Source organism: Croceivirga radicis (assembly GCF_002072105.2).
GTDB classification, from domain to species: Bacteria; Bacteroidota; Bacteroidia; order Flavobacteriales; family Flavobacteriaceae; genus Croceivirga; species Croceivirga radicis.
Map to the genome: position 1 here is coordinate 132,244 of NZ_MTBC01000002.1, position 23,371 is coordinate 155,614.

The 23,371-nt window shown below is 37.7% G+C and carries 22 protein-coding genes and 1 tRNA gene; 14 read left to right on the forward strand and 9 right to left on the reverse strand.

Annotated features, from left to right (window positions below):
- Positions 1 to 2: 2 nt before the first annotated feature.
- Positions 3 to 1,238: a 3-deoxy-D-manno-octulosonic acid transferase gene (locus BUL40_RS03505; protein WP_080318104.1), complete on the reverse strand. Its 1,236-nt coding sequence runs from the start codon at positions 1,236 to 1,238 to the stop codon at positions 3 to 5.
- 91 nt (positions 1,239 to 1,329) lie between these two features.
- Between BUL40_RS03505 and BUL40_RS03510 the strand changes: the two genes are divergently transcribed.
- The 6 genes from BUL40_RS03510 (at position 1,330) to odhB (ending at position 9,420) form a co-directional block, all read left to right on the forward strand.
- Positions 1,330 to 2,487, forward strand: coding sequence for a DegT/DnrJ/EryC1/StrS family aminotransferase (locus tag BUL40_RS03510; protein ID WP_080318305.1), 1,158 nt, complete (start codon positions 1,330 to 1,332; stop codon positions 2,485 to 2,487).
- Between the two features lie 3 nt (positions 2,488 to 2,490).
- Entirely contained in the window at positions 2,491 to 3,516 is a 1,026-nt protein-coding gene (gene galE / locus BUL40_RS03515; RefSeq protein WP_080318105.1) for a UDP-glucose 4-epimerase GalE, read from the forward strand.
- 86 nt (positions 3,517 to 3,602) lie between these two features.
- The gene (locus tag BUL40_RS03520) at positions 3,603 to 4,886 is read left to right on the forward strand and encodes a metal-dependent hydrolase family protein (RefSeq protein WP_080318106.1); all 1,284 of its coding nucleotides are present in this window, start codon (positions 3,603 to 3,605) and stop codon (positions 4,884 to 4,886) included.
- 19 nt (positions 4,887 to 4,905) lie between these two features.
- Positions 4,906 to 5,256: a hypothetical protein gene (locus tag BUL40_RS03525; RefSeq protein ID WP_080318107.1), complete on the forward strand. Its 351-nt coding sequence runs from the start codon at positions 4,906 to 4,908 to the stop codon at positions 5,254 to 5,256.
- Between the two features lie 119 nt (positions 5,257 to 5,375).
- Positions 5,376 to 8,171, forward strand: coding sequence for a 2-oxoglutarate dehydrogenase E1 component (locus BUL40_RS03530; protein WP_080318108.1), 2,796 nt, complete (start codon positions 5,376 to 5,378; stop codon positions 8,169 to 8,171).
- Between the two features lie 34 nt (positions 8,172 to 8,205).
- Positions 8,206 to 9,420 carry a 2-oxoglutarate dehydrogenase complex dihydrolipoyllysine-residue succinyltransferase gene (gene odhB, locus BUL40_RS03535; protein WP_080318109.1) on the forward strand — a complete coding sequence of 405 codons (1,215 nt, stop codon included), beginning with the start codon at positions 8,206 to 8,208 and terminating at the stop codon, positions 9,418 to 9,420.
- On the opposite strand, the gene BUL40_RS03540 is transcribed toward odhB, so the two are convergent.
- Positions 9,417 to 9,908, reverse strand: a complete 492-nt coding sequence (locus BUL40_RS03540) for a retropepsin-like aspartic protease family protein (protein ID WP_080318110.1) — start codon at positions 9,906 to 9,908, stop codon at positions 9,417 to 9,419. The genes odhB and BUL40_RS03540 overlap by 4 nt on opposite strands.
- Between BUL40_RS03540 and BUL40_RS03545 the strand changes: the two genes are divergently transcribed.
- The 8 genes from BUL40_RS03545 to BUL40_RS03580 all read left to right on the forward strand — a co-directional run bounded on the left by BUL40_RS03545 (position 9,907) and on the right by BUL40_RS03580 (position 15,031).
- Complete coding sequence (locus BUL40_RS03545) at positions 9,907 to 10,674, forward strand: TatD family hydrolase (protein WP_080318111.1); 768 nt, start codon at positions 9,907 to 9,909, stop codon at positions 10,672 to 10,674. The two genes, BUL40_RS03540 and BUL40_RS03545, sit on opposite strands and share 2 nt — an antisense overlap.
- 2 nt (positions 10,675 to 10,676) lie before the next feature.
- On the forward strand, positions 10,677 to 11,711 hold the full coding sequence (locus tag BUL40_RS03550; RefSeq protein ID WP_080318112.1) for an asparaginase: 1,035 nt from the start codon (positions 10,677 to 10,679) through the stop codon (positions 11,709 to 11,711).
- Between the two features lie 63 nt (positions 11,712 to 11,774).
- Positions 11,775 to 11,862, forward strand: a tRNA-Ser gene (locus BUL40_RS03555).
- A gap of 78 nt (positions 11,863 to 11,940) precedes the next feature.
- Positions 11,941 to 12,675 (forward strand): MotA/TolQ/ExbB proton channel family protein, encoded by a 735-nt coding sequence (locus tag BUL40_RS03560; RefSeq protein ID WP_010517688.1) that lies wholly within the window; start codon positions 11,941 to 11,943, stop codon positions 12,673 to 12,675.
- A gap of 31 nt (positions 12,676 to 12,706) precedes the next feature.
- Positions 12,707 to 13,153, forward strand: coding sequence for a hypothetical protein (locus tag BUL40_RS03565; RefSeq protein WP_080318113.1), 447 nt, complete (start codon positions 12,707 to 12,709; stop codon positions 13,151 to 13,153).
- Between the two features lie 9 nt (positions 13,154 to 13,162).
- Positions 13,163 to 13,774 carry an ExbD/TolR family protein gene (locus BUL40_RS03570; protein ID WP_010517692.1) on the forward strand — a complete coding sequence of 204 codons (612 nt, stop codon included), beginning with the start codon at positions 13,163 to 13,165 and terminating at the stop codon, positions 13,772 to 13,774.
- 11 nt (positions 13,775 to 13,785) lie between these two features.
- Complete coding sequence (locus BUL40_RS03575) at positions 13,786 to 14,268, forward strand: ExbD/TolR family protein (RefSeq protein WP_010517693.1); 483 nt, start codon at positions 13,786 to 13,788, stop codon at positions 14,266 to 14,268.
- A 79-nt stretch (positions 14,269 to 14,347) separates the two neighbouring features.
- Complete coding sequence (locus tag BUL40_RS03580) at positions 14,348 to 15,031, forward strand: porin family protein (RefSeq protein ID WP_010517694.1); 684 nt, start codon at positions 14,348 to 14,350, stop codon at positions 15,029 to 15,031.
- Here BUL40_RS03580 and BUL40_RS03585 read toward each other — a convergent pair.
- The 7 genes from BUL40_RS03585 to tsf form a co-directional block, all read right to left on the reverse strand.
- Entirely contained in the window at positions 15,026 to 15,631 is a 606-nt protein-coding gene (locus tag BUL40_RS03585; protein ID WP_080318114.1) for a phosphatase PAP2 family protein, read from the reverse strand. The genes BUL40_RS03580 and BUL40_RS03585 overlap by 6 nt on opposite strands.
- The gene (gene rpoN / locus BUL40_RS03590; RefSeq protein WP_080318115.1) at positions 15,631 to 17,088 is read right to left on the reverse strand and encodes an RNA polymerase factor sigma-54; all 1,458 of its coding nucleotides are present in this window, start codon (positions 17,086 to 17,088) and stop codon (positions 15,631 to 15,633) included. Before rpoN ends, BUL40_RS03585 begins: the two co-directional genes overlap by 1 nt.
- Before the next feature lie 38 nt (positions 17,089 to 17,126).
- Positions 17,127 to 18,560, reverse strand: a complete 1,434-nt coding sequence (gene asnS / locus BUL40_RS03595; protein ID WP_080318116.1) for an asparagine--tRNA ligase — start codon at positions 18,558 to 18,560, stop codon at positions 17,127 to 17,129.
- 71 nt (positions 18,561 to 18,631) lie between these two features.
- On the reverse strand, positions 18,632 to 21,028 hold the full coding sequence (locus BUL40_RS03600; protein ID WP_080318117.1) for an efflux RND transporter permease subunit: 2,397 nt from the start codon (positions 21,026 to 21,028) through the stop codon (positions 18,632 to 18,634).
- A gap of 74 nt (positions 21,029 to 21,102) precedes the next feature.
- Positions 21,103 to 21,657 (reverse strand): ribosome recycling factor, encoded by a 555-nt coding sequence (frr, locus tag BUL40_RS03605; protein ID WP_080318118.1) that lies wholly within the window; start codon positions 21,655 to 21,657, stop codon positions 21,103 to 21,105.
- Between the two features lie 42 nt (positions 21,658 to 21,699).
- The gene (pyrH, locus tag BUL40_RS03610; RefSeq protein WP_010517699.1) at positions 21,700 to 22,407 is read right to left on the reverse strand and encodes a UMP kinase; all 708 of its coding nucleotides are present in this window, start codon (positions 22,405 to 22,407) and stop codon (positions 21,700 to 21,702) included.
- A gap of 124 nt (positions 22,408 to 22,531) precedes the next feature.
- The gene (tsf, locus tag BUL40_RS03615) at positions 22,532 to 23,356 is read right to left on the reverse strand and encodes a translation elongation factor Ts (protein ID WP_010517700.1); all 825 of its coding nucleotides are present in this window, start codon (positions 23,354 to 23,356) and stop codon (positions 22,532 to 22,534) included.
- Between the last annotated feature and the right edge of the window lie 15 nt (positions 23,357 to 23,371).

The window sequence follows — 23,371 nt, forward strand, 5'->3', positions numbered from 1 at the left end:
TTTTAAAGATGTTTATTTATGTAGGCCACAACTTGGTCCGTGGCACCCTTATTTTTGAAGATATAGTCCATGTTGGCCCTTCCAAGATTAGCGCGTTCGGTTGGGTTGTCTACTAATTGGGAAAGTGTGGTATTAAATTCAATCTTGTCCTTTACAGAAATAACTCCCTTGTTATTAACTAGGGCAATGGCTTCTATAAATCTGTGGTATTTGGGCCCTATTATTACGGGAATGCCAAATACGGCAGGCTCTAAGGTGTTATGTAATCCAGTTTCAAAACCACCTCCAACGTAAGCAATGTCTGCATAAGAATAAACTTTGGTTAAAATACCCACGGTGTCTAAAATTAAAACTTTTGTCTGCCCAATTGCTTCTAAGTCTAATTCTGAATATTTCATTTTAGGAACTTTCAATGAATTGACGATAGATTCTACATGTTGTTCCTTAATATTATGCGGGGCAATTACAAATTTATAGTTAGACTTATCCTTATTTATATAATCTGCCAAAAGTGCCTCTCCAGGCGGCCAAGTACTGCCGGCAACGATGCAATTTTTTCCTTGTAGAAATGCGTCCATAAATTCCAAAGAATTATTTTGCTCAACAATCTGGGTAACCCTATCATATCTAGAATCGCCACTAATACTAGAATTGGTATAGCCAATTCTTCGTAAAAGTTCTATGGAGTTTTGGTCTTGGACAAAAAAATAATCAAAGTTTTCTAGTGCCTTTCTTAGAAAACCACCGTAAGACTTAAAGTAGACTTGTTTTTGGTTAAAAATACCAGAGACCAAAAGGGTAGGGCATTGTTGTTCTCTAAGTTGAGAAAGAAGATTTGGCCATACTTCATATTTAATAAAAATGGTCATTTTGGGTTTAACCAATGCCACTATTTTACGTGCGTTTTCTTTAGTGTCTAAAGGCAGGTAGGTTTCTATATCCGCTGGTGTCTTTCCTTTTTTTACCTCGTATCCTGAAGGAGAAAAAAAGGTTAGAAGAAACTTATGGTCTGGGTAATTGGTTTTTAGTTTTTCTAAAATAGGTAGCCCTTGTTCGTACTCTCCCAAAGATGCGGCATGCATCCAAATAACTTTGTCCGTAGGATTAAGATTTTGCTCCAGTAGTTCAAAGGTGTTCTTGCGACCCGCTACAAATAGCTTGATTTTTGGATTAAATAAGGCTACCACACGCAACACGGCTGCAACTAAATAAAGGCTTAGGTTGTAAAGAAAACTCACGGATTTTGCTTTGCGCTAAATTACATTTCTTTAAAAGAATAGCAGTGCCATGCTGCTTTATTTGCTAATTTTGATGTTACAAATTGGTAGTATGCGTAAAATACAAATGGTAGATCTTCAAGGTCAATATAATGGTATTAAGGAAGAGGTGAACAAAGCTATTGAAGAAGTTTTAACTACTTCGGCTTATATAAATGGTCCGCAGGTCAAGGCTTTTCAATCGGAATTGGAAGCTTATCTTGGTGTTAAACATGTTATTCCTTGTGCAAATGGAACCGATGCGCTTCAAATATGTATGATGGGATTGGGTCTTAAGCCCGGTGATGAAGTTATTACGGCAGATTTTACTTTTGCTGCAACCGTTGAAGTAATTGCCCTGTTGGGATTAACACCCGTTTTGGTAGATGTGGAGCCAGATTCTTTCAATATAGATATTGCGGCGGTAGAAAAGGCCATAACCCCAAAAACCAAGGCCATTGTTCCTGTGCACTTGTTTGGACAATGTGCCAATATGGAGGCTTTAATGGCTTTGGCAGAAAAACATGGATTGTATGTAATTGAAGATAATGCGCAAGCCATAGGCGCAAATTATATTTTTAAGGATGGCTCAAAGAGAAAATCGGGTACCTTGGGGCATGTGGCGTCCACTAGTTTTTTTCCTTCTAAAAACCTTGGTTGCTATGGAGACGGCGGGGCTATTTTTACTAATGACGATGAATTGGCCCATACGCTAAGAGGAATGGTAAATCATGGAATGTATGAGCGTTATCACCATGATGTAGTAGGGGTTAATTCTAGGTTAGATTCCATACAGGCTGGGGTTCTACGTGCTAAACTACCACACTTGGATACCTATAATGCCAAGAGGCAGATGGCGGCTGCAAAATATGATATGGCCTTTGCCGGTCAAGAGCATATTGTTGTTCCGGCAAAAAAGACCAATTGTGATAAAACGTGTACTGCTTGTACTTGCCACGTATACCACCAATATACTTTGCGTATTTTAAATGGAACTAGAGATGCCTTGGTGCAACATTTGAACGAGAATAACGTTCCTTGTGGTGTATATTATCCAATTCCTTTACACCGGCAAAAGGCATATGTAGACGATAGGTATAACGAGGCAGATTTCACTGTGACCAATCAATTGGTGCAAGAGGTTATTTCTTTACCAATGCATACGGAATTGGATGACGAACAAATTAAATATATAACAGACTTAGTCATCAATTTTGTAAATAAACACTAAAACATGAGTAAAAAAATATTGGTTACCGGAGGTTTGGGCTTTATAGGTTCCCATACCGTTGTAGAGTTGCAAAACGAAGGTTTTGAAGTAGTTATCATAGATAATCTTTCTAACTCTTCAGAGGCGGTTTTGGATGGTATTGTGGCCATAACCGGCAAAAAACCAATTTTTGAAAAATTCGATTTAAGAGAAAAGAAAAAGGTTCAAGATTTTTTTCAAAAACATACAGATATAACTGGCGTAATACATTTTGCTGCTTCTAAAGCTGTTGGTGAAAGTGTAGAGAATCCCCTTTTATACTATGAAAATAATTTAGGTGTTCTGGTATACCTATTACAGGAGTTAACCCAAAAAGGTGAGGCTAATTTTATATTCAGTTCATCTTGTACCGTCTATGGTCAAGCAGATGAATTGCCAATAACAGAAGATGCTCCGGTAAAACCAGCAGAATCTCCTTATGGGAATACCAAACAAGTGGGTGAAGAGATTATCAAAGATACCTGTAAGGTAAATCCACAATTAAAAGCCATTGCATTACGATATTTTAACCCCATTGGGGCCCATGCTTCTGTTGAGATAGGTGAATTGCCTACGGGCGTACCACAAAATTTGGTTCCTTTTATTACACAAACGGGGATTGGTCTAAGGGAGCAATTATCTGTATTTGGTGACGATTACCCTACTAATGACGGTACTTGTATTCGGGATTATATTCACGTGGTGGATTTAGCAAAGGCACATGTTGCGGCTTTACAACGACTTATTACAGAAAAGAACGATACCAACTACGAAATTTTTAATCTAGGTACGGGAAAGGGAAGTTCTGTTTTGGAAGTAATAAATAGTTTTGAAAAAGTTTCTGGAGAAAAATTGAATTACAGAATAGCACCTAGAAGAGAAGGAGATGTAATACAGGCTTATGCAGATACCCGTAGGGCCAATGAGGTCTTGGGATGGAAAGCTAAATCAAGTTTGGACGAAGCTATGAGTTCTGCCTGGCAATGGGAAAAAAAAGTAAGGTCTAAATAAGTAGACAAAGAATATATGTAGGAAGAGGGCATTGCCCTCTTTTTTTGTACCTTTTTCCAACTAAATAACCGTGAAACTCAAAAACTATGAAGAATTTTAAATTCACATTTGTAACCATTGTGTTCCTTATTGTTGGTCAATTAAATGCGCAACAAACCTATTTGCACTGTGGTGCTATCATGGATGTGCAAGCAGGAAAGCTGCAAAAGGAAAAAACAATTATAGTAAATGGTGAAAAAATTGTAGGAATTGAAAACGGTTACAAAAACGGAAACGGAAATGTAGTGGTGATAGACTTAAAGTCTAAAACCGTTATGCCTGGTTTTATAGATATGCACGTACATATAGAGAGCGAATCTAGTCCTACCACTTATATAGATAGGTATACATTAAATGATGTAGATGTGGCTTTTAAATCTACAATCTATGCAAAAAACACATTAATGGCAGGTTTTACCACCGTTAGGGATTTGGGTGGTAGTGGTGTAAATATTGCTCTTAGAAAGGCAATAGATAAAGGTTATGTTGTAGGCCCTAGGATATTTACGGCAGGTAAGGCTATTGCCACAACAGGAGGCCATGCCGATCCTACCAACGGAAGAACTTGGGACGAAATGGGGGATCCAGGGCCAAAAGATGGTGTGGTAAATTCTCCCGAAGACGGCAAAAAAGCCGTTAGACAGCGCTATAAAGATGGTGCCGATGTTATAAAAATAACGGCTACAGGAGGTGTTTTAAGTGTGGCCAAGAGTGGTCAAAACCCACAATTTACCATAGAAGAAATTAAAGCAATTACAGAGACCGCAAAAGACTACGGTATGCTAACGGCCGCTCATGCTCATGGGGACGAAGGTATGCAACGGGCTATTAAAGGTGGTATTAAAACAATTGAACATGGAACGTTGATGAGCGAAGCCACCATGGATTTAATGAAAGAGTATGATGCTTACTTGGTGCCAACCATTACAGCTGGTAAAGAAGTTACGGAGAATGCAAAAAAACCAGGTTATTTTCCTCCCGTGGTAGCTAAAAAGGCTAGTGAAATTGGTCCTAAAATACGAGACATGTTTGCGAAAGCCTATAAAAAAGGGGTTCCAATTGCCTTTGGTACGGATGCAGGTGTATTTAAGCATGGAGAGAATGCAAGGGAGTTCGTATATATGGTAGAGGCCGGTATGCCCATTGCTAAAGCAATTTATTCTGCTACTGTTACCAATGCCAGTCTTTTAGGTATGCAAGGAAAATTGGGCGAACTAAAAACTGGTTTTATGGCCGATATAATAGCCGTGGATGGTAATCCTTTGCAAGATGTGTCTTTACTTAAAGACGTAAGCTTTGTAATGAAAAACGGAATGGTGTATAAGCAATAATACAGATAGTAAATAAGTAATGGAATGCCCAAATGGTATAGGGATATTAGAAAAAGCAATTGAAAAAAATTGGTATACGGATGTAGTTAGGCAATTGCAAAAAGATTTTATGTTGGCCAATATAAACATTCATTTAGATGTTGACTTATTGCCAGAAAAACTTAGTGCCGTTTTACAAGAAAAAATTTACGTGCTTCTAATGGAGAAATATGCTAAATTCTTGAATTTAATGTATGTGATGGATATCCCGGAAAGTGAGCTTATTAATACAAAATGGGAAAACGTTGTGGAAACCTCTAAGCAAACTACAAATTTGATCATAAATAGAATTTTCAACAAAGTTGCTGTGAGAAAGAAGTTTGCAACATAATTAGGTGATTTTGGAATTTATGAAAAAATTAAAATAAGAACATTGTTGATTATATGCTAGGTAACTCAATTATTGTATTTTTGTCATAATTTTTACGAAAGAACTCGGGAAACCTCAAAATGGACAAATATTCCTTTTTAAATGCTGCGCATACAGCTTTTTTTGCGGAGCAGTACGATAGATACATTTCAAATCCAGATAGCGTAGAACCAAGTTGGAGAGCCTTTTTTCAAGGTTTTGATTTTGGTATGGAAAGTGCTTTGGACGATTTGGATATACAAACTTCAAATGCTGGTGTTGCGGCCAACGTTAACGGGCAGTCCGTTCAAATGCCGCAATCGTTGCAGAAAGAATTTCAAGTAATACGTTTAATAGATGGCTACCGTTCTCGCGGACATTTATTTACCAAGACCAATCCGGTTAGGGAGCGTAGAAAATATGAGCCAACGTTAGCACTAGAAAATTTTGGCCTATCCAATGCAGACTTAGATACTGTTTTTGATGCTGGTAGTATTTTAGGTATTGGGGCCAGTACCCTTAAAGATATTGTTGGGCATTTAGAGCGTATCTATTGTGATGCCATTGGTGTGGAGTATATGTATATACGTACACCAGAACGTATACAATGGATTCAGGATTGGTTAAATGTAAATGATAACCATCCAAAATTCTCTGTAGACCAGAAAAAACAAATCTTAAGAAAATTAAATGAAGCTGTTTCTTTTGAGAGCTTTTTGCATACCAAATATGTTGGGCAAAAGCGATTCTCATTAGAGGGTGGCGAATCGTTAATTCCTGCGCTTGACGTAATTGTAGAAAAAGCTGCGGATGCTGGTGTTAAGCAATTTGTAATGGGTATGGCCCACCGCGGTAGGTTAAACGTATTAACCAATATTTTTGGAAAATCGCCTAAGGATATCTTTAGTGAATTTGATGGTAAAGATTACGAGGAGGCTATTTTTGATGGTGACGTTAAGTATCACTTAGGATGGACCTCTAGAAGGGAAACCGATAGTGGTAAGATCGTGAATATGAATATTGCACCCAATCCATCTCACTTAGAAACCGTAAATGCGGTTGTAGAGGGTATAGCAAGGGCAAAACAAGATAAGGACCATGCGGATAATAATGCAGAAGTGTTGCCTATTTTGGTGCATGGAGACGCTGCTTTTGCTGGTCAGGGAGTCGTATACGAGGTGATACAAATGGCTAAATTAGATGGTTACACTACTGCGGGTACCATCCATATTGTAGTAAACAATCAAATAGGGTTTACTACCAATTATTTAGATGCACGTTCCTCTACCTATTGTACAGATGTGGGTAAGGTTACCCTGTCTCCTGTATTACATATTAATGCAGATGATGTAGAAGCAGTGGTGCATGCGGCAACTTTTGCGCTAGAATACCGTATGCGTTATAAGCGCGATATTTTCTTGGATTTGTTGGGGTATAGAAAATATGGGCATAATGAAGGTGATGAACCAAAATTCACCCAGCCCTTGTTGTACAAGTCTATTTCTAAACATGATAACCCAAGGGATATTTATGCCGCCAAATTGTTGGCAGAAGGTGTTATAGATAAAGATTATGTTAAAAATTTAGAGGAAGAATATAAAAAGAACTTAGAGGAAGACCTGTTGGATTCCCGTAAAATTGAAAAAACGGTTATCACTCCTTTTATGCAAGATGAGTGGGAAGGTTTTGAACGTGTTACGGAAACCGAAATGCTGTCTGAGTATGATACTTCTTATGATTTGGACAAGCTAACCCAATTGGCTAAAGTAATTACGGAATTACCTTCTGATAAAAAGTTTTTGCGCAAGATTGTCCGTTTAATAGATGCGCGCAAGAAAATGTACTTTGAGGATAACAGGTTGGATTGGGCTATGGGAGAACTCTTGGCTTACGCAACTTTGTTGGAAGAAGGTTTTGATGTACGTATGACGGGGCAAGATGTGGAAAGGGGTACGTTCTCGCATAGACATGCAGTGGTAAAGACCGAGATGCACGAAGAAGAAGTGGTTCTTTTAAATGAACTTGGAGCGCATCAAAATGGACGTTTGGATATTTACAATTCCTTATTGTCAGAATACGCAGTTATGGGCTTTGATTATGGCTATGCCATGGCTAGTCCAAAAACATTGACTATTTGGGAGGCCCAGTTTGGAGATTTTAGTAATGGTGCACAAATTGTAATTGACCAATATTTATCCTCAGCAGAGGATAAATGGAAAATGCAAAATGGTCTAGTGCTGTTGCTGCCTCATGGCTATGAGGGTCAAGGTGCAGAGCACTCTTCTGCAAGAATGGAGCGTTACTTACAATTATGCGCTAAAGACAATATGTTTGTGGTAGATGTAACTACACCTGCAAACTTGTTTCATTTGTTTAGAAGACAAATGAAGTTCGGATTTAGAAAACCTTTAGTCGTGTTTACGCCAAAAAGTCTTTTAAGGCATCCTAAGGTTGTTTCCACAAAAGAAGAAATGGCCAACGGTAGTTTTCAAGAGGTAATAGATGATGTAAACGTTAATCCGGATAAGGTTAAATCATTAGTGTTCTGTACCGGAAAATTCTACTATGATTTAGATGCAAAACGTGAAGAGTTAGGAAGAGAAGATGTTGCTTTGGTTCGCTTAGAACAGTTATTTCCGCTTCCGGCAGAAGAAATAAGGTCTGTAATAAATAAGTATGCCAATGCCCAAGAAATAGTTTGGGCGCAAGAAGAACCTAGGAACATGGGGGCTTGGGGTCACTTATTAATGCATTTAGAAGAAGCAAAAACCTTTAGGGTGGCATCTAGAAGATTCTATGGGGCGCCAGCTGCAGGTAGTGCGGTACGTTCTCAGAGAAGACATTCAGAAGTTATTGAATACGTCTTTGATAAAACTAAAGACAACTTTAAAAGATAATAAAAACAAAGAGTTAATAAACTAGCATAATATTATGATTCTAGAAATGAAAGTACCATCCCCTGGGGAATCCATAACCGAGGTGGAAATCGCAGAATGGTTAGTAGAGGATGGTGATTATGTGGAAAAAGACCAAGCAATTGCAGAAGTAGATTCTGATAAGGCAACGCTTGAACTTCCTGCTGAAGAAAGTGGAATAATTACCCTTAAAGCTGAGGTTGGCGATGCGGTTGCAGTAGGCGAGGTGGTTTGTCTTATAGATACAAGTGCAGAAAAACCAGAGGGTGATGCTGCACCTGCAAAAAAAGAGGAAAAAGAGGAAGCTCCAAAGGAGGCTGCTCCTAAGCCTGAAACTCCAAAAAAGGAATCATACGCTACTGGAACTGCTTCTCCAGCAGCTAAAAAAATATTAAGCGAAAAAGGAATCCCTGCTTCAGATGTTCAAGGAACAGGTAGGGATGGTAGAGTAACTAAAGAAGATGCCTTAAACGCAAAGCCATCTATGGGCTCTCCTGCGGGTGGTAGAAGAGGTGAGTCTCGTTCCAAATTATCTATGCTTCGTAGAAAAGTTGCGGAGCGTTTGGTTTCGGTCAAAAACGAAACGGCTATGCTTACAACCTTCAATGAGGTAGATATGACGCCAATTTTCGAATTGCGCAAGCAGTACAAGGAAGAATTTAAGACTAAGCACGGTGTAGGTTTAGGTTTCATGTCTTTCTTTACATTGGCATGTGTTAGGGCTTTAGAAATGTACCCTGCCGTGAACTCTATGATAGATGGTAAGGAAATGATTTCTTATGATTTCTGTGATATAAGTATTGCTGTTTCTGGACCTAAAGGTTTGATGGTGCCAGTAATTAGAAATGCAGAAAATCTATCTTTTAGAGGAGTTGAGGCAGAAGTAAAACGTTTGGCTATTAGGGCTAGGGAAGGTGAAATTACTGTTGATGAGATGACAGGAGGAACCTTTACCATTACCAATGGTGGTGTTTTTGGTTCTATGTTGTCTACACCTATTATAAACCCACCGCAAAGTGCTATTCTAGGTATGCATAATATTGTAGAAAGACCAATAGTGCGCGATGGTGCCATAGCAATAGCGCCAATTATGTATGTGGCATTGTCTTATGACCACAGAATAATTGATGGTAAGGAATCTGTTGGTTTCTTGGTTGCTGTTAAAGAGGCGTTGGAAAACCCAGAAGAACTGCTAATGAATAACAATGTGAAAAACGCACTAGAGCTTTAAGACTTCTTTCGTTTTTTTAAGAATAGACATTTTTTGTCATAATCTATAATTGCCTTTCCCTTTTTTAGGATGTCTGCACCAATAATGCCATCCACGGGAAGGGCATTGTGGTTTATAAGGGCTGTGTTTACATGTGTAAGGTCAAAAACCACTATACTTAGTTTTTTATACGTCCAATCGCCAATAGCTATTTTGTTTTTCGTGCTGATAAGTGTCTCCATATCAATAGCGCCTGCACCGGCCGCTTTAATATCAGAAGCTTCAGATTTCAAATCAAAATAGGTTAGTTTATCCGTGTCTATGCAGGTGTTAGACGCTCCGGTGTCTAAAATAAATCGACCAGTTATTCCATTTATTTTGGCAGAAATTTCAAAATGATTGGTAGCGGTTAATCGTAAGGGAGTTCGGGTGTAGTCTTTCGACTTTAAGTATTTTTTCAAAGTCATCTTAAGCAAAAGCTGTAAAGATAAGGCTATTTTTGTCCTCATGATATTTACAGATACCCATACACATATTTATAGTGAGGCCTTTGAAGAAGATCAAGCTGCTATGATGCAGCGTGCCTTTGCTAATGGTTTGGCCCGTTTTTTTGTTCCGGCCATAGATGCAAGTTATACTGCGGAGATGAAAAGGGTTAAAGAGGCTTATCCGGATAAGGTATTTTTAATGGCTGGGCTGCATCCTACCCATGTTAAGGAAAATTATAAGGCAGAATTGAACCATGTGGCCGCTGAATTGGATACATATAATTATGTGGCTGTTGGTGAAATAGGAATTGATTTGTATTGGGATAAGTCTACATTGGGTATACAACAAGAAGCCTTTAGATATCAAATACAATTAGCCAAAAAGCATAATTTGCCTATAGTTATTCATTGTAGGGATGCCTTTGATGCGGTTTTTGAAATTCTTGAAGAAGAGAAAGGAGAGGATTTGTATGGAATCTTCCATTGTTTTACGGGTACTCATGAGCAAGCCTTAAATGCGATTGGTTACAATTTAAAACTGGGTATAGGTGGTGTTGTTACCTTCAAGAATGGAAAAATTGATAAATTTCTTGGTCAAATTGATTTGAAGCATATTGTTTTGGAGACCGATGCGCCCTATTTGGCGCCAACTCCATTCCGTGGTAAGCGCAACGAACCTTCTTACTTAATAAAGGTGGCGGAAAAGTTAGCAGAGATTTACGATTTACCACTTTCGGAAATTGCATTGCAGACAACAGCTAACTCTAAGCAAGTATTTGGTATTTAATTATGGGTAAAAGAGCTAGAATATTATTGATTTATACTGGTGGTACCATTGGTATGGTCAAAGATTATGAAACTGGTGCGCTCAAGGCGTTTAATTTTGACCAATTATTGCAGAAAATACCAGAGATCAACCAAATAGATTGTGTTATAGATACAGTTTCTTTTGCCGCACCAATAGACTCATCCAATATGAATCCTTCCTACTGGGTAGAGATTGCTTCTATTATTGAGGAGGGGTATCAAAATTTTGATGGTTTTGTAGTGTTGCACGGTAGTGATACCATGGCTTATACTGCTTCTGCTTTGAGTTTTATGTTAGAGAACTTACGCAAACCGGTAATATTAACGGGATCGCAATTACCTATAGGGGATCTTAGAACAGATGCTAAGGAAAATTTAATCACCGCAATACAAATAGCGACCCTTACAGAAAAAAATGAGCCTTTGCTGCAAGAGGTTGCCTTGTATTTTGAATATAAGTTGTACAGGGGTAACCGAACTATCAAAATCAATGCAGAGCATTTTGAGGCCTTCACCTCTCCAAATTATCCACCTTTAATAGAATCTGGTGTTCATTTAAAAGCACAGCATTCATTTTTGTACCGGGTTAAAAACAGTAAAGAACTTAGAGTGCATAAGGCTATGAATACCAATGTTGCTGTTTTAAAATTATTCCCTGGGATTAATAAAAACCTTTTAGAGGCGGTAGTAAACACACCAGATTTACGTGTTTTAATATTAGAAACCTATGGTGCAGGTAACGCTACTACGGACCAATGGTTCTTAAATACGTTAAAAAGTGCTAAAAGTAAGGGTTTGCACATTGTAAACGTAACCCAATGTTCTGGAGGTGGGGTGGTAATGGGGCATTACGAAGCCAGTACCACTTTAAAAGCGTTACAACTTATTAGTGGTAAGGATATTACCACGGAATCCGCGGTAACTAAAGCAATGTACTTACTAGGTCAAGAAGTTGATCCGGCCTTGTTCAAGTCCATTTTTGAGACGGCTATTCGTGGGGAGATGTCCCAAAATTAACTTCTCAAATTTTACTAGTTAATAATTTTTTTGTTTATTGCTCGCCCTTAATAAAAAGGACAAAGAGAGGTGGCCGAGTGGTCGAAGGCGCACGCCTGGAAAGTGTGTATACACCAAAAGTGTATCGAGGGTTCGAATCCCTTCCTCTCTGCTAGGCTTTTAAATTTTTTAATTGCGAATTTTTTATATCTTTAACATTATTAACTAACTAAATTTAAGTTTGGACACAATGAAAAAAATATCCTTTACTCTGGCTACTGCTGGAATGTTTATTTTAGGTACTACAACAGCTTCAGCGGCGCTGTTGCAAGATGAGGCAGCTGCCGAAGCAAGCAAAAGTTTTACCCAAGTATTAAAAGAGCAGTTCATCCAAGGTGGGCCAACTTTTATGGGTATCGTATTGTTATGTTTAATTTTAGGTTTAGCTGTTGCTATTGAGCGTATTATTTACCTTAATCTAGCTACAACTAATACTGCTAAATTGAAACAACAAGTAGAAGATGCTCTAGCTTCTGGTGGTGTAGAAGCCGCAAAAGAAGTATGCCGTAACACAAAGGGGCCTGTTGCTTCTATTTATTACCAAGGTTTGGACAGAGTAGGAGAAGGTTTAGAGTCTGCTGAGAAATCAGTTGTAGCTTACGGTGGTGTACAGATGGGTCAATTAGAGAAAAACGTTTCTTGGTTGTCTTTATTTATCGCTATTGCCCCCATGCTTGGTTTCATGGGTACGGTAATTGGTATGATTCAAGCATTCCAAAAAATTGCAGCTGTAGGTAACTTAAGTGCATCTTTGATTGCTGGTGATATCCAGGTAGCACTTTTGACTACGGTATTTGGTTTGATCACGGCGATTATCCTTCAAATTTTCTATAACTACATCATTGCTAAAATCGATAGTATAGTAAATGATATGGAAGACTCTTCAATCGCGTTGATTGATATGTTGGCTGCCCATAAAAAGTAATCATTAACTGTATAAAAAAATCTATCGAGATATGCATAAAATAATTAAATATGTATTGATTGTTATAGGTGTCATAGCAGCTGTTGCCAGTTTCTTTATGATGCCGGATCCAGAAGATCCAGAGGCAATCAATAGCGCAGGTATTAGCTTAATGTTCGCAATGACATGGGTTTTATTAGCAGTTGCTGCTATTTTAGCCTTGTTCTGGGGACTTAAGAAAATGGTGACTACACCAGGAGGTCTTAAAAAAGCACTTTTTGCACTAGGAGGCCTAGTTGTTGTCTTTATCCTTGGGTATGCCCTATCTAGTGGCGATGAAGCTCAAGCGGTTGTGGACACGTTTAATGGAAAAGATATTCAGCCAGAGGCTAGTACGGTTAAAACAATTGGAATGCTTTTAAATGTATTCTTCTTTATGACCGGTATTGCCGTGTTGTTGATGGTTATTCCAGGGGTTAAAAAATTATTCGGTAAATAATAACAGATTATGCCAAGAAGAAAAGGAGCACCTGAAGTAAATGCTGGTTCCATGGCGGATATCGCGTTCCTTCTGCTTATCTTTTTCTTAGTAACTACTACTATAGAAACAGATGCAGGTTTGGATAGGATGTTACCACCTTTTGAGCCGCCTACTGAGGAGCCACCTGTAATTAAGCAGAAAAACATTTTTACTGTAAGCATTAACAGGAACGGTCAACTTCTAGTAGAGGAAAAATTGATGGAGCTAACCGATTTAAGAAAAGCGGCTACCGCATTTCTTGAAAATGGTGGCGATGGTACTTGTACTTACTGTAAAGGAAAGAAAGATCCTAACTCATCGGATAATCCTGTAAAGGCAATTATCTCTTTGAAGAATGATCGTGAGACAAAGTATAGCACTTATATAACAGTTCAAAACGAATTGGTTGGTGCGTATAACGATTTGAGAAACCGTGAGGCGCAGGCCAGATACGGTAGAGACTTTACTGATATGGAATCAGAATATTTGAACCCGGAAACGCCTACTGCTGTCAGAGATGACTTAAAAGAAAAGGTGAAGAAGATTCAAGATTTGTTTCCACAGAAGTTGTCAGAAGCAGAAACATCCGGTAATAATTAATATTAGATCTTATGTCAAAGTTTGCTAAGAAAAAAGATGGTGATATTCCGGCGGTTTCAACAGCTTCCTTGCCAGATATCGTATTCATGTTATTGTTCTTTTTTATGACGGTAACAACTATGAAAGACAGTTCTTTATTAGTGGAGAATACGTTGCCAAACGCAAGTGAGGTTAAGAAGTTGGAAAAAAAGGATCGAGTAATATATATTTATGTTGGTAAGCCTACAAAGGAATACCAAGGTGTATATGGAACTGAGCCTAAGATTCAATTGAACGATAAATTTGCTAATGTAGACGAAGTTGGTTCTTATATTCTTGCAGAAAGAGCTAAGAAACCACAGGAGTTACAAAATGTACTAACAACAGCTTTAAAAGTAGATAAGGACGCTAATATGGGTCTTATATCTGATATTAAACAGGAGCTTAGAAAGGTTAATGCTTTAAAGGTAAATTATACTACTTATGAAGGTGACGCATTCAATAACCTTCAATAGTAAAAAGTTATAGTTTTTAAAGAAAAGCATCCCATTGGGATGCTTTTTTGTTTACTTTGAATTCTTAATAATAGATTATATGTTGAGGTTGCTAATCGTCTTGTGTTTATTACCTGTGTTTGTTTGTGCCCAAGTGAAGGACAGTATTCCTCTAGATAATAAATACCTAGAAGATCAATTTTCTGCTGCCGTTTGGTATAATTTACTGCAAGAAAAACCCGAAAATGTAATACAACGTAATTTAAGTTATGGTTTAGGTCTCAATTTTATTAAGGATATTCCCTTTAATCTAAGGCGTAATTTTGGTGTAGGCTTGGGCTTGGGCGTGTCTGTAAATAGTTATTATTCCAATTTGGTAGCTACAGATAATGGTGATAGTTTTATTAGTTACAGAATTGCTACAAGTGAAGACGCAATTAAGCGAAGTAAAATAGGCACCTACGGCATAAACCTGCCTTTTGAGGTAAGATGGCGAAGTTCTAGAGCGGATACATACAGATTCTGGAGGGTTTATGCAGGAGTAAAAACAGCGTATATTTTTGCTAGTAATTCAAAGCTTGTAACGGATAGCATTAAAACTTCTTTTCACAATCCTAATATTGAACAATGGCAATATGGTATAAGCTTAAGTGTGGGTTACAATACATGGAATTTACATTTGTATTACTCGCTTAGTAATCTATTAGATGAAAATGCCCTATTGAATAATAATCCAATAAACATTAGGCCATTAAGGGTAGGTTTAATCTTTTATATTTTATAACCAGTATTTAAAGGTAAAAAACTGGCTTATGCAGCCCAACAAGAAACCAATAAGAAGTTCGTTTGGGGTATGCGCTTTCATATATAATCTAGAGGTAGCTACCATGCCGCACATTAATGTTAATAAGGCTATTGCTATGGTTATATTTCTTTCAAAGTGTATACTTAGACCAATAAGGTAAAAAAGAAGGCTTCCAAGCCCCATTAAATGGATACTGGCTCTAATCTTTACGAACAATATTAAAAGTGTAGCAAAAGTGGCAATTAAAAGTCCTACAAAAAAGAAGTATAGTTCATTAATATAATTTAGCGGTATTACTTTGTATAAAATCATTAAGTAGATAATCATACTCAAGTACAAAGGGTATTTCCGTTCTTTTATAGTTGGTGCAAAAACGGATTTAACCACGCCTAGGTTTTTTAGAATCAAATAAAAAATAATAGGAATAATCACCGTAAGAATAAAAATGGGTAAAATATTCCCGCTTTGTATGGCTAACGGATTGAATTTTGGCGTAACCAAAAAATAGGAAACCGTACCAGCTATTGGAACCAAAAGTGGGTGAAACACATAAGACAGTACTCGCCAAAAGTACCGCATTAAATTTCCTTTCTTAAACGGGCTACAGGCAGCCCTAGTTGTTCTCTGTATTTAGCTACAGTTCTTCTTGCAATAGGATAGCCCTTTTCTTTAAGTAACTTGGCTAATTTATCGTCTGTTAACGGTTTGCGTTTATCTTCTTCGCCAATAACAGTTTCAAGGATTTTCTTTATTTCTCGTGTTGATACATCTTCTCCTTGTTCGTTTTTCATGGCCTCGCTAAAGAATTCCTTTATCAGCTTGGTGCCGTAAGGAGTATCTACATACTTGCTGTTGGCAACTCTAGAAACCGTAGAGACATCCATGCCAATTTCGTCTGCAATATCCTTAAGGATCATTGGTCGTAGTTTACGTTCGTCACCAGTAAGGAAATATTCTTTTTGATATTCCATTATAGCGTTCATGGTAACAAAAAGAGTTTGTTGCCTTTGTTTTATGGCGTCTATAAACCACTTGGCGGCATCTAATTTTTGTTTGATAAAGAGAACGGTATCTTTTTGGGACTTACTTTTTTCTTTGGCATCTTTATAGCCTTTTAGCATATTGGTATACTCCTTGGATACGTGAAGTTCCGGAGCGTTACGTCCGTTCAAGGTTAAATCTAGCTCCCCATCTAAAATGCGAATGCTAAAATCTGGAACTACATGCTCAACTATTCGGTTGTTACTTGCATAAGAACCTCCTGGTTTTGGGTTTAGGCGTTCAATTTCTTGAATGGCGGCCTTTAGCTGATCTTCGGTAATGTCGTGCTTACTGATTAACTTTTGATAATGCTTTTTGGTGAATTGCTCAAAAGACTTTTCAATTAATACTGTGGCTAAAGTAACAGAAGGTGTTTGTTCCCTTCTTTTAAGTTGTAAAACTAGACATTCGTCTAAAGTGCGAGCGGCAACACCTGGAGGATCTAAGGTTTGTACCGTTTTTAGAACAGAAATAACGGTGCTTTCCTCCGTATAAATATTCTGGGTAAAGGCCAAATCATCTACAATGTCAGAAATGGGTCTACGTATGTAACCGCTTTCGTCTACAGAGCCCACTAAGTATTCTGCAATGGCCCACTCCTGGTCGTCTAAGGAAATGGTGCTTAACTGATTTAGTAGATACTGGTTAAATGAAATTCCAGCTGCATACGGTACGCTTTTCTCATCATCGTCTGCAGAGTAATTATTGGCATGTGTACGGTAATCTGGAATTTCATCGTCACTTAAATAATCATCTATATTAATGTCCTCCGCGGCTATGGTTTCGTTATCTTGAGAATCATCATAACTATCACCATAATCGTCTGTTAGTTCATTATTATCCGCTTTTCCACTTTCCAGAGCAGGATTTTCTTCCAATTCTTGTTTTAGCCTTTGTTCAAATGCCTGTGTAGGCAATTGAATAAGCTTCATTAGTTGGATTTGCTGTGGAGATAGCTTTTGAGATAATTTAAACTGCAGACTTTGTTTAAGCATAGAATTTGTTCCGTTTACTTATAAAGTTAAAGAATTATCTAAAATTCTGCATTTTGCGGTGTTCTTGGAAATGGTATTACATCTCTAATGTTGCCCATGCCCGTTACAAACAACACCAGACGTTCAAACCCTAATCCAAAACCGCTATGTACTGCCGTACCAAATTTTCTTAAATCTAGGTACCACCATAACTCTTCTTCTGGAATGTTGAGTGCTGCCATTTTTTCCTTAAGCACATCTAGACGTTCTTCGCGTTGTGATCCACCAACTATCTCTCCAATTCCTGGGAACAAAACATCCATGGCCCTAACGGTTTTTCCATCCTCGTTTAAGCGCATGTAAAATGCTTTGATCTTAGCAGGGTAATCAAATAATATAACAGGGCATTTAAAGTGTTTTTCTACAAGAAAACGTTCATGTTCGCTTTGTAAATCTGCCCCCCATTCATTTATAGGGTATTCAAATTTCTTTTTCTTATTCGGTTTGGAATTTCTTAAAATGTCTATAGCTTCCGTGTAGCTTACGCGTTTAAAGTTGTTATCAACAACAAACTTTAATTTTTCTATTAGCGCCATTTCACTTCGCTCTGCCTGTGGTTTGCTTTTTTCCTCATCCAACAAACGCTTTTCTAAAAATGCTAAATCGTCTTGGCAGTTTTCCAGAACATAGCCAATTACCCATTTAATAAAGTCTTCGGCTAAATCCATATTGGCATCCAAATCAAAAAATGCCATTTCTGGTTCAATCATCCAAAATTCTGCAAGGTGCCTAGATGTATTGGAGTTTTCGGCTCTAAAAGTAGGACCAAAGGTGTAAACTTTGCCTAAGCCCATAGCGTAGGTTTCCGCTTCTAACTGACCAGATACCGTTAAATTGGTTTCTTTTCCAAAAAAGTCTTGCTTATAGTCAATATCGCCATCCTCTTTTAGAGGAGGATTCTTAGCGTCCAATGTACTAACCCTAAACATTTCTCCCGCGCCTTCAGCATCAGACCCAGTGATTATAGGTGCATGCATATAATAAAAGCCATTTTGTTGAAAATAGCTATGGATGGCAAAGCTTAAAGCAGAGCGCAAGCGCATAACTGCAGAGAACGTACTGGTACGAACACGTAAGTGTGCCTTTTCCCTCAAAAATTCTAATGAGTGCTTTTTAGGTTGAATAGGATAGGTTTCTGGATCGGCCCCACCATGAATAAAAATATCGCTAACCTGTATTTCTACGGATTGCCCTTTCCCTTGGCTTTCTACTAATTGTCCGGTAACTTTTATGGCAGAACCTGTATTGATGGATTTGATGGTGGTCTCATCTAAATTCTCAAAATCTACCACGCATTGTATGTTATTAATCGTAGAACCGTCGTTAAGCGCAATAAATCTATTGCTCCTAAATGTTCTTACCCATCCTTCTACTGTTACATCTTGTGATGTAGGTTCTGTTTTCAATAAATCACTTACCGATAATCGAGCCATAATCTAATTAAATTTAAGCTTCAAAGATAGCTTTTTGAGAAAACTAAACAGAGCTTAAAGGCTAGAAAATTCTATGGTTTGTCGTTCTCTTCGTCTGGTAATGGCAATACGCGAATTTGGGGCTTTTTAAAGATTTTTTTATTGGCAATGTTACGTTCTAAGGAGAGCAATAAAGACGGTAATAAGATAAGATTGCTTAGCATGGCAAAAAGTAGGGTGGCAGACACCAAACCGCCCATGGCTTGCGTACCGCCAAAGCTGGAAATAATAAAGACCGAAAAACCAAAAAATAACACTATTGAGGTGTAGAACATACTTACACCGGTTTCTCTTAAGGAGTTGTATACTGATTTTTTAATTTGCCACTTGTTGGCAGCTAATTCTTGACGATATTTTGCAAGAAAATGGATGGTGTCGTCCACGGAAATACCAAATGCAATACTAAAAATTAAAATGGTACTCGGTTTTATAGGAATTCCAAGATACCCCATTAAACCAGCAGTTATAACCAGTGGTAAAATATTGGGCACTAAGGATATCAATATCATTCTAAAAGAACGGAACAGATAAGCCATGAAAATGGCAATTAAGCCAATAGCTAGGGCTAACGAAAGTATTAAGTTTTTTATCAAATACTTAGTTCCTTTTAAGAATAGAATAGCCTTACCGGTTATGTATACATTGTATCGCTCTTTTGGAAAAATCTTTTCAATGGACTTTAATAAATCGTTCTCGATTTCTTCCATTCTAGGTGTTTTAACATCGCGCATAAAAGTGGTCATGCGCGCAACTTGTCCCGTACTGTCTACAAAACTCTCCAGTAAATTGGCATTTCCCTTAGATTTACTGGCCATGTCTAATATAAAAGTATTTTCTTGCGAGGTAGGTAGCTGATAATATTTAGGCATGCCATTGTAAAATGCCTGTTTGGAATACTTGGCTAAATTTACAACGGATACCGGGGTAGATAGCTCAGGAATATGGTCAATTTCTTGACTTATCCTATCCATTCTCCGTAGAGTAGCTAGTTTTAGCACTCCATTTTTTCTCTTGGTATCTACCACCAACTCTACTGGCATTACCCCGTTAAACTCCTCTTCAAAAAAGCGAATGTCTTTAAAAAACTTAGCGTCTTTAGGCAAGTCTTCTATGCGGCTTCCTGTAATTTGAATCTGATATATGCCAATAATACTTAATACTAAAACTGTGACTGCGGTAAGGTAAACGGCAATTCTATGGTTGCGCACTACATTCTCCATCCAACCTACAAAACGATCTACCCATTTCTTGTTTAAATGTTTTAAATGCTTCTCTTTTGGAATGGGCATAAAACTATAAACAATAGGAATAATTAAAAGAGAAAGTAAAAAGATAGAAATGATGTTGATGGAGGCTACAATACCAAATTCTTTGAGTAAGTCACTGTCTAGTATAATAAACGTTGCAAAACCTAGGGCTGTGGTTATGTTCGTCATTAATGTAGCATTACCAATCTTAATGATTACCCGTTGTAATGATTTTGCTTGGTTACCATGCTTTTTAACTTCTTGCTGGTATTTGTTGATTAAGAAAATACAGTTGGGAATGCCAATAACGATAATCAAGGGTGGTATTAATGCTGTAAGGATGGTTATTTCATATTGAAACAAGCCTAATACCCCAAACGCCCACATAACACCAACCACCACAACAGACATGGCTATTAAGGTGGCTCTAAAACTTCTAAAAAAGAAGAAAAAGATTAGCGAGGTAACCGCTAGTGCAGCAAGTATAAATTTACCTATCTCATCAATAATAATTTTAGAGTTCCAAGTTTTTATATAGGGCATTCCAGATACCCGTACATCTAAACCGGTTTCGCGCTCAAAATTATCTACTAAATTTTCTAAATCGGTAAGTATAAACTCATTTCTTACGTTGGTGTTCAATAAATCTTTATCAATGTAGATTACCGTTCTTACCGTACCTGTTTTTTTGTTAAAAAGAAGATTCTCGTAAAACGGTAGCTGCTCAAACAATTTGTCTTTAATGGCGGCTACCTCTTGGTAGGTACGGGGCGTGTTGGTATAGAGTGGTTGTAATTTAAATTCATTTGACTTTAGGTCTTTTACCAACTCTTGTAAGTTTTCTGTAGAGATAACAGAAGTTACCTCTGGTATGGCTTGGAATTGTTTACTTAACTTATTCCATCTGTTAAAATTGTTCGGATTAAATAGAGCCGTGTCTCTAACGGCTAAAACAATGGCATTATCTTCTTGACCAAATTTTGAAACAAATTCTGCGTATTGCACCGTTTGTGGATGGTCATCTGGGAGTACATTTGCTTCAGTATTGGAAAAGCGCATGTTTTTCCATTGTAAACCAAAAAACACCGTTGCCGCAACAAGTAGTAAAAGAATAAGGATTCTGTTGCGGAGTATTAACCTAGCTACCGCAGACCAGAATCCTTCTGTAAGTTTTTTAACCATCCTTCTTTAAAATCAGTGGCAAAGGTAGAAAACCCTGTAAACGCCACCTAGTATTCTTTAAAATTTAAGAGTGATTAAACCTTCATAATCTCAGCCTCTTTAATAGCCAAGACATCTTCAATTTTTTTAATGTATTTGTCTGTCAACTCCTGAACATCTACTTCAGCATTTGCTAGCAAATCTTCGGAAAGATCTAACTTTTTTAATTCTTTATTGGCATCTTGTCTAGCGCTACGTACGCCAACTTTAGCATCTTCCGCTTCCGCTTTTGCTTGTTTAACCAGTTCTTTTCTTCGTTCTTCTGTTAAAGGGGGTACGTTAATAATTATGTTTTCGCCGTTGTTCATAGGGTTAAAACCTAGGTTGGCATTCATAATTGCTTTTTCAATTTCTCCAAGTAAGTTTTTCTCCCATGGTTGTACGCTTATGGTTCTACCGTCTGGGGTATTTATATTAGATACTTGGGACAATGGGGTTTGGGAGCCATAATATTCTATCATAACCGCAGATAACATTGCTGGGCTGGCCTTACCGGCACGTATTTTTACAAACGATTTTTCTAAATGCCTCATAGCGGCATCCATTCCTTCTTTTGTTGTGTCTAGTACAAATGTAATTTCTTCGTCCATTTGAGTTTGTTTTAATCGATGTGCTACAATTTGTAGGCCAAATTAATTATTTACTACGGTTCCAATATTTTCCCCTGAAACAATTTTCATCAAATTGCCTCTTGTGTTCATATCAAATACTACAATGGGTAATTCGTTTTCTTGGCTTAACGTAAAGGCTGTGGTATCCATAACCTTTAAGCCTTTGGATAGTACCTCTGTAAAGGAAAGACTGTCAAATTTAGTGGCATTTTTATCTTTTTCTGGGTCTGCCGTGTAAATTCCATCTACGCGTGTGCCTTTTAAAATAACGTCTGCCTTTATTTCAATTGCCCGTAATACGGCTGCAGAATCTGTTGTAAAGTAAGGGTTGCCTGTACCACCTCCAAAAATTACCACCCTGCCTTTTTCTAGGTGCCTAATGGCTCTTCTACGAATAAATGGTTCTGCTACCTCGTTTATTTTAACGGCAGATTGTAATCTGGTTTCAACACCGGCTATTTCTAAGGCGCTTTGTAAGGCTAGGCCATTAATAACGGTAGCTAGCATACCCATATGGTCTCCTTGAACCCTGTCCATACCTTCGCTGGCACCTTTTAGGCCCCTAAAGATATTGCCACCGCCAATTACAATGGCAACTTCTACACCCTTGTTTATTACTGCTTTTATGTCCTCTGCATATTCTTTTAAGCGTTCGGCATCTATACCGTAATTCTGTTTTCCCATTAGGGCTTCACCGCTTAATTTTAGAAGAATTCTTTTGTATTGCATGGACAGTTTTTTAAAATCCGAACAAAAATAATCAAAATTATGGATGTGTAATGCCAAACTGAAAGGCATAAAAAAAGCCTTAGTAGAAATACTAAGGCCTTAAAATATGTTTTTATTAGGAAAATTATCCCAATGCTACTCTTTTAAAAGCAGTTACGGTAAGATCACTATCTACAGATTTAACGTAGTCTGATACGCTTTGCTTACTGTCTTTAATAAACGCTTGGTTTACCAAGGTGTTATCTTTAAAGAAACGGTTAAGCTTACCTTTGGCAATGTTATCTAACATAGCTTCTGGTTTGCCTTCTTGACGTAATTGATCTTTGGCGATCTCTATTTCCTTATCGATAATAGATTGATCAACGCCGTCTTCGTTTAAAGCAACAGGATTCATTGCTGCTGCCTGCATAGCAACATCCTTAGCGGCTTCTTCTGCGCCATCTACACTTTTAGATAGACCAACTAAAGTAGCAATCTTGTTACCGGCATGGATGTAAGAACCTACAAAAGCAGCTTCTAATTTTTCAAAGCTACCAATTTCTATTTTCTCTCCAATAACACCGGTTTGCTCAGTTAGTTTGTCTGCAACGCTTACGCCATTGAAATCAGCGGCAAGAAAAGCGTCTTTAGAATCAAAACCTAGAGCCAATTCTGCTAATTCGTTGGCTAACGCTACGAAACCATCGTTTTTAGCAACGAAATCTGTTTCACAGTTCAAAGAGATAACAACACCACTTGTTTTTGCATCATTAACTTTTGCAATGGCAGCACCCTCAGAAGACTCTCTGTCGGCTCTTTTGGCAGCAACTTTTTGTCCTTTTTTTCTAAGGATTTCTATTGCTTTGTCAAAATCACCTTCTGCTTCTACCAATGCCTTTTTGCAGTCCATCATACCTGCACCAGTGGCTTTTCTTAATTTATTTACTTCAGCGGCTGTAATCTTTGCCATGTGTTTTGTTTTTGA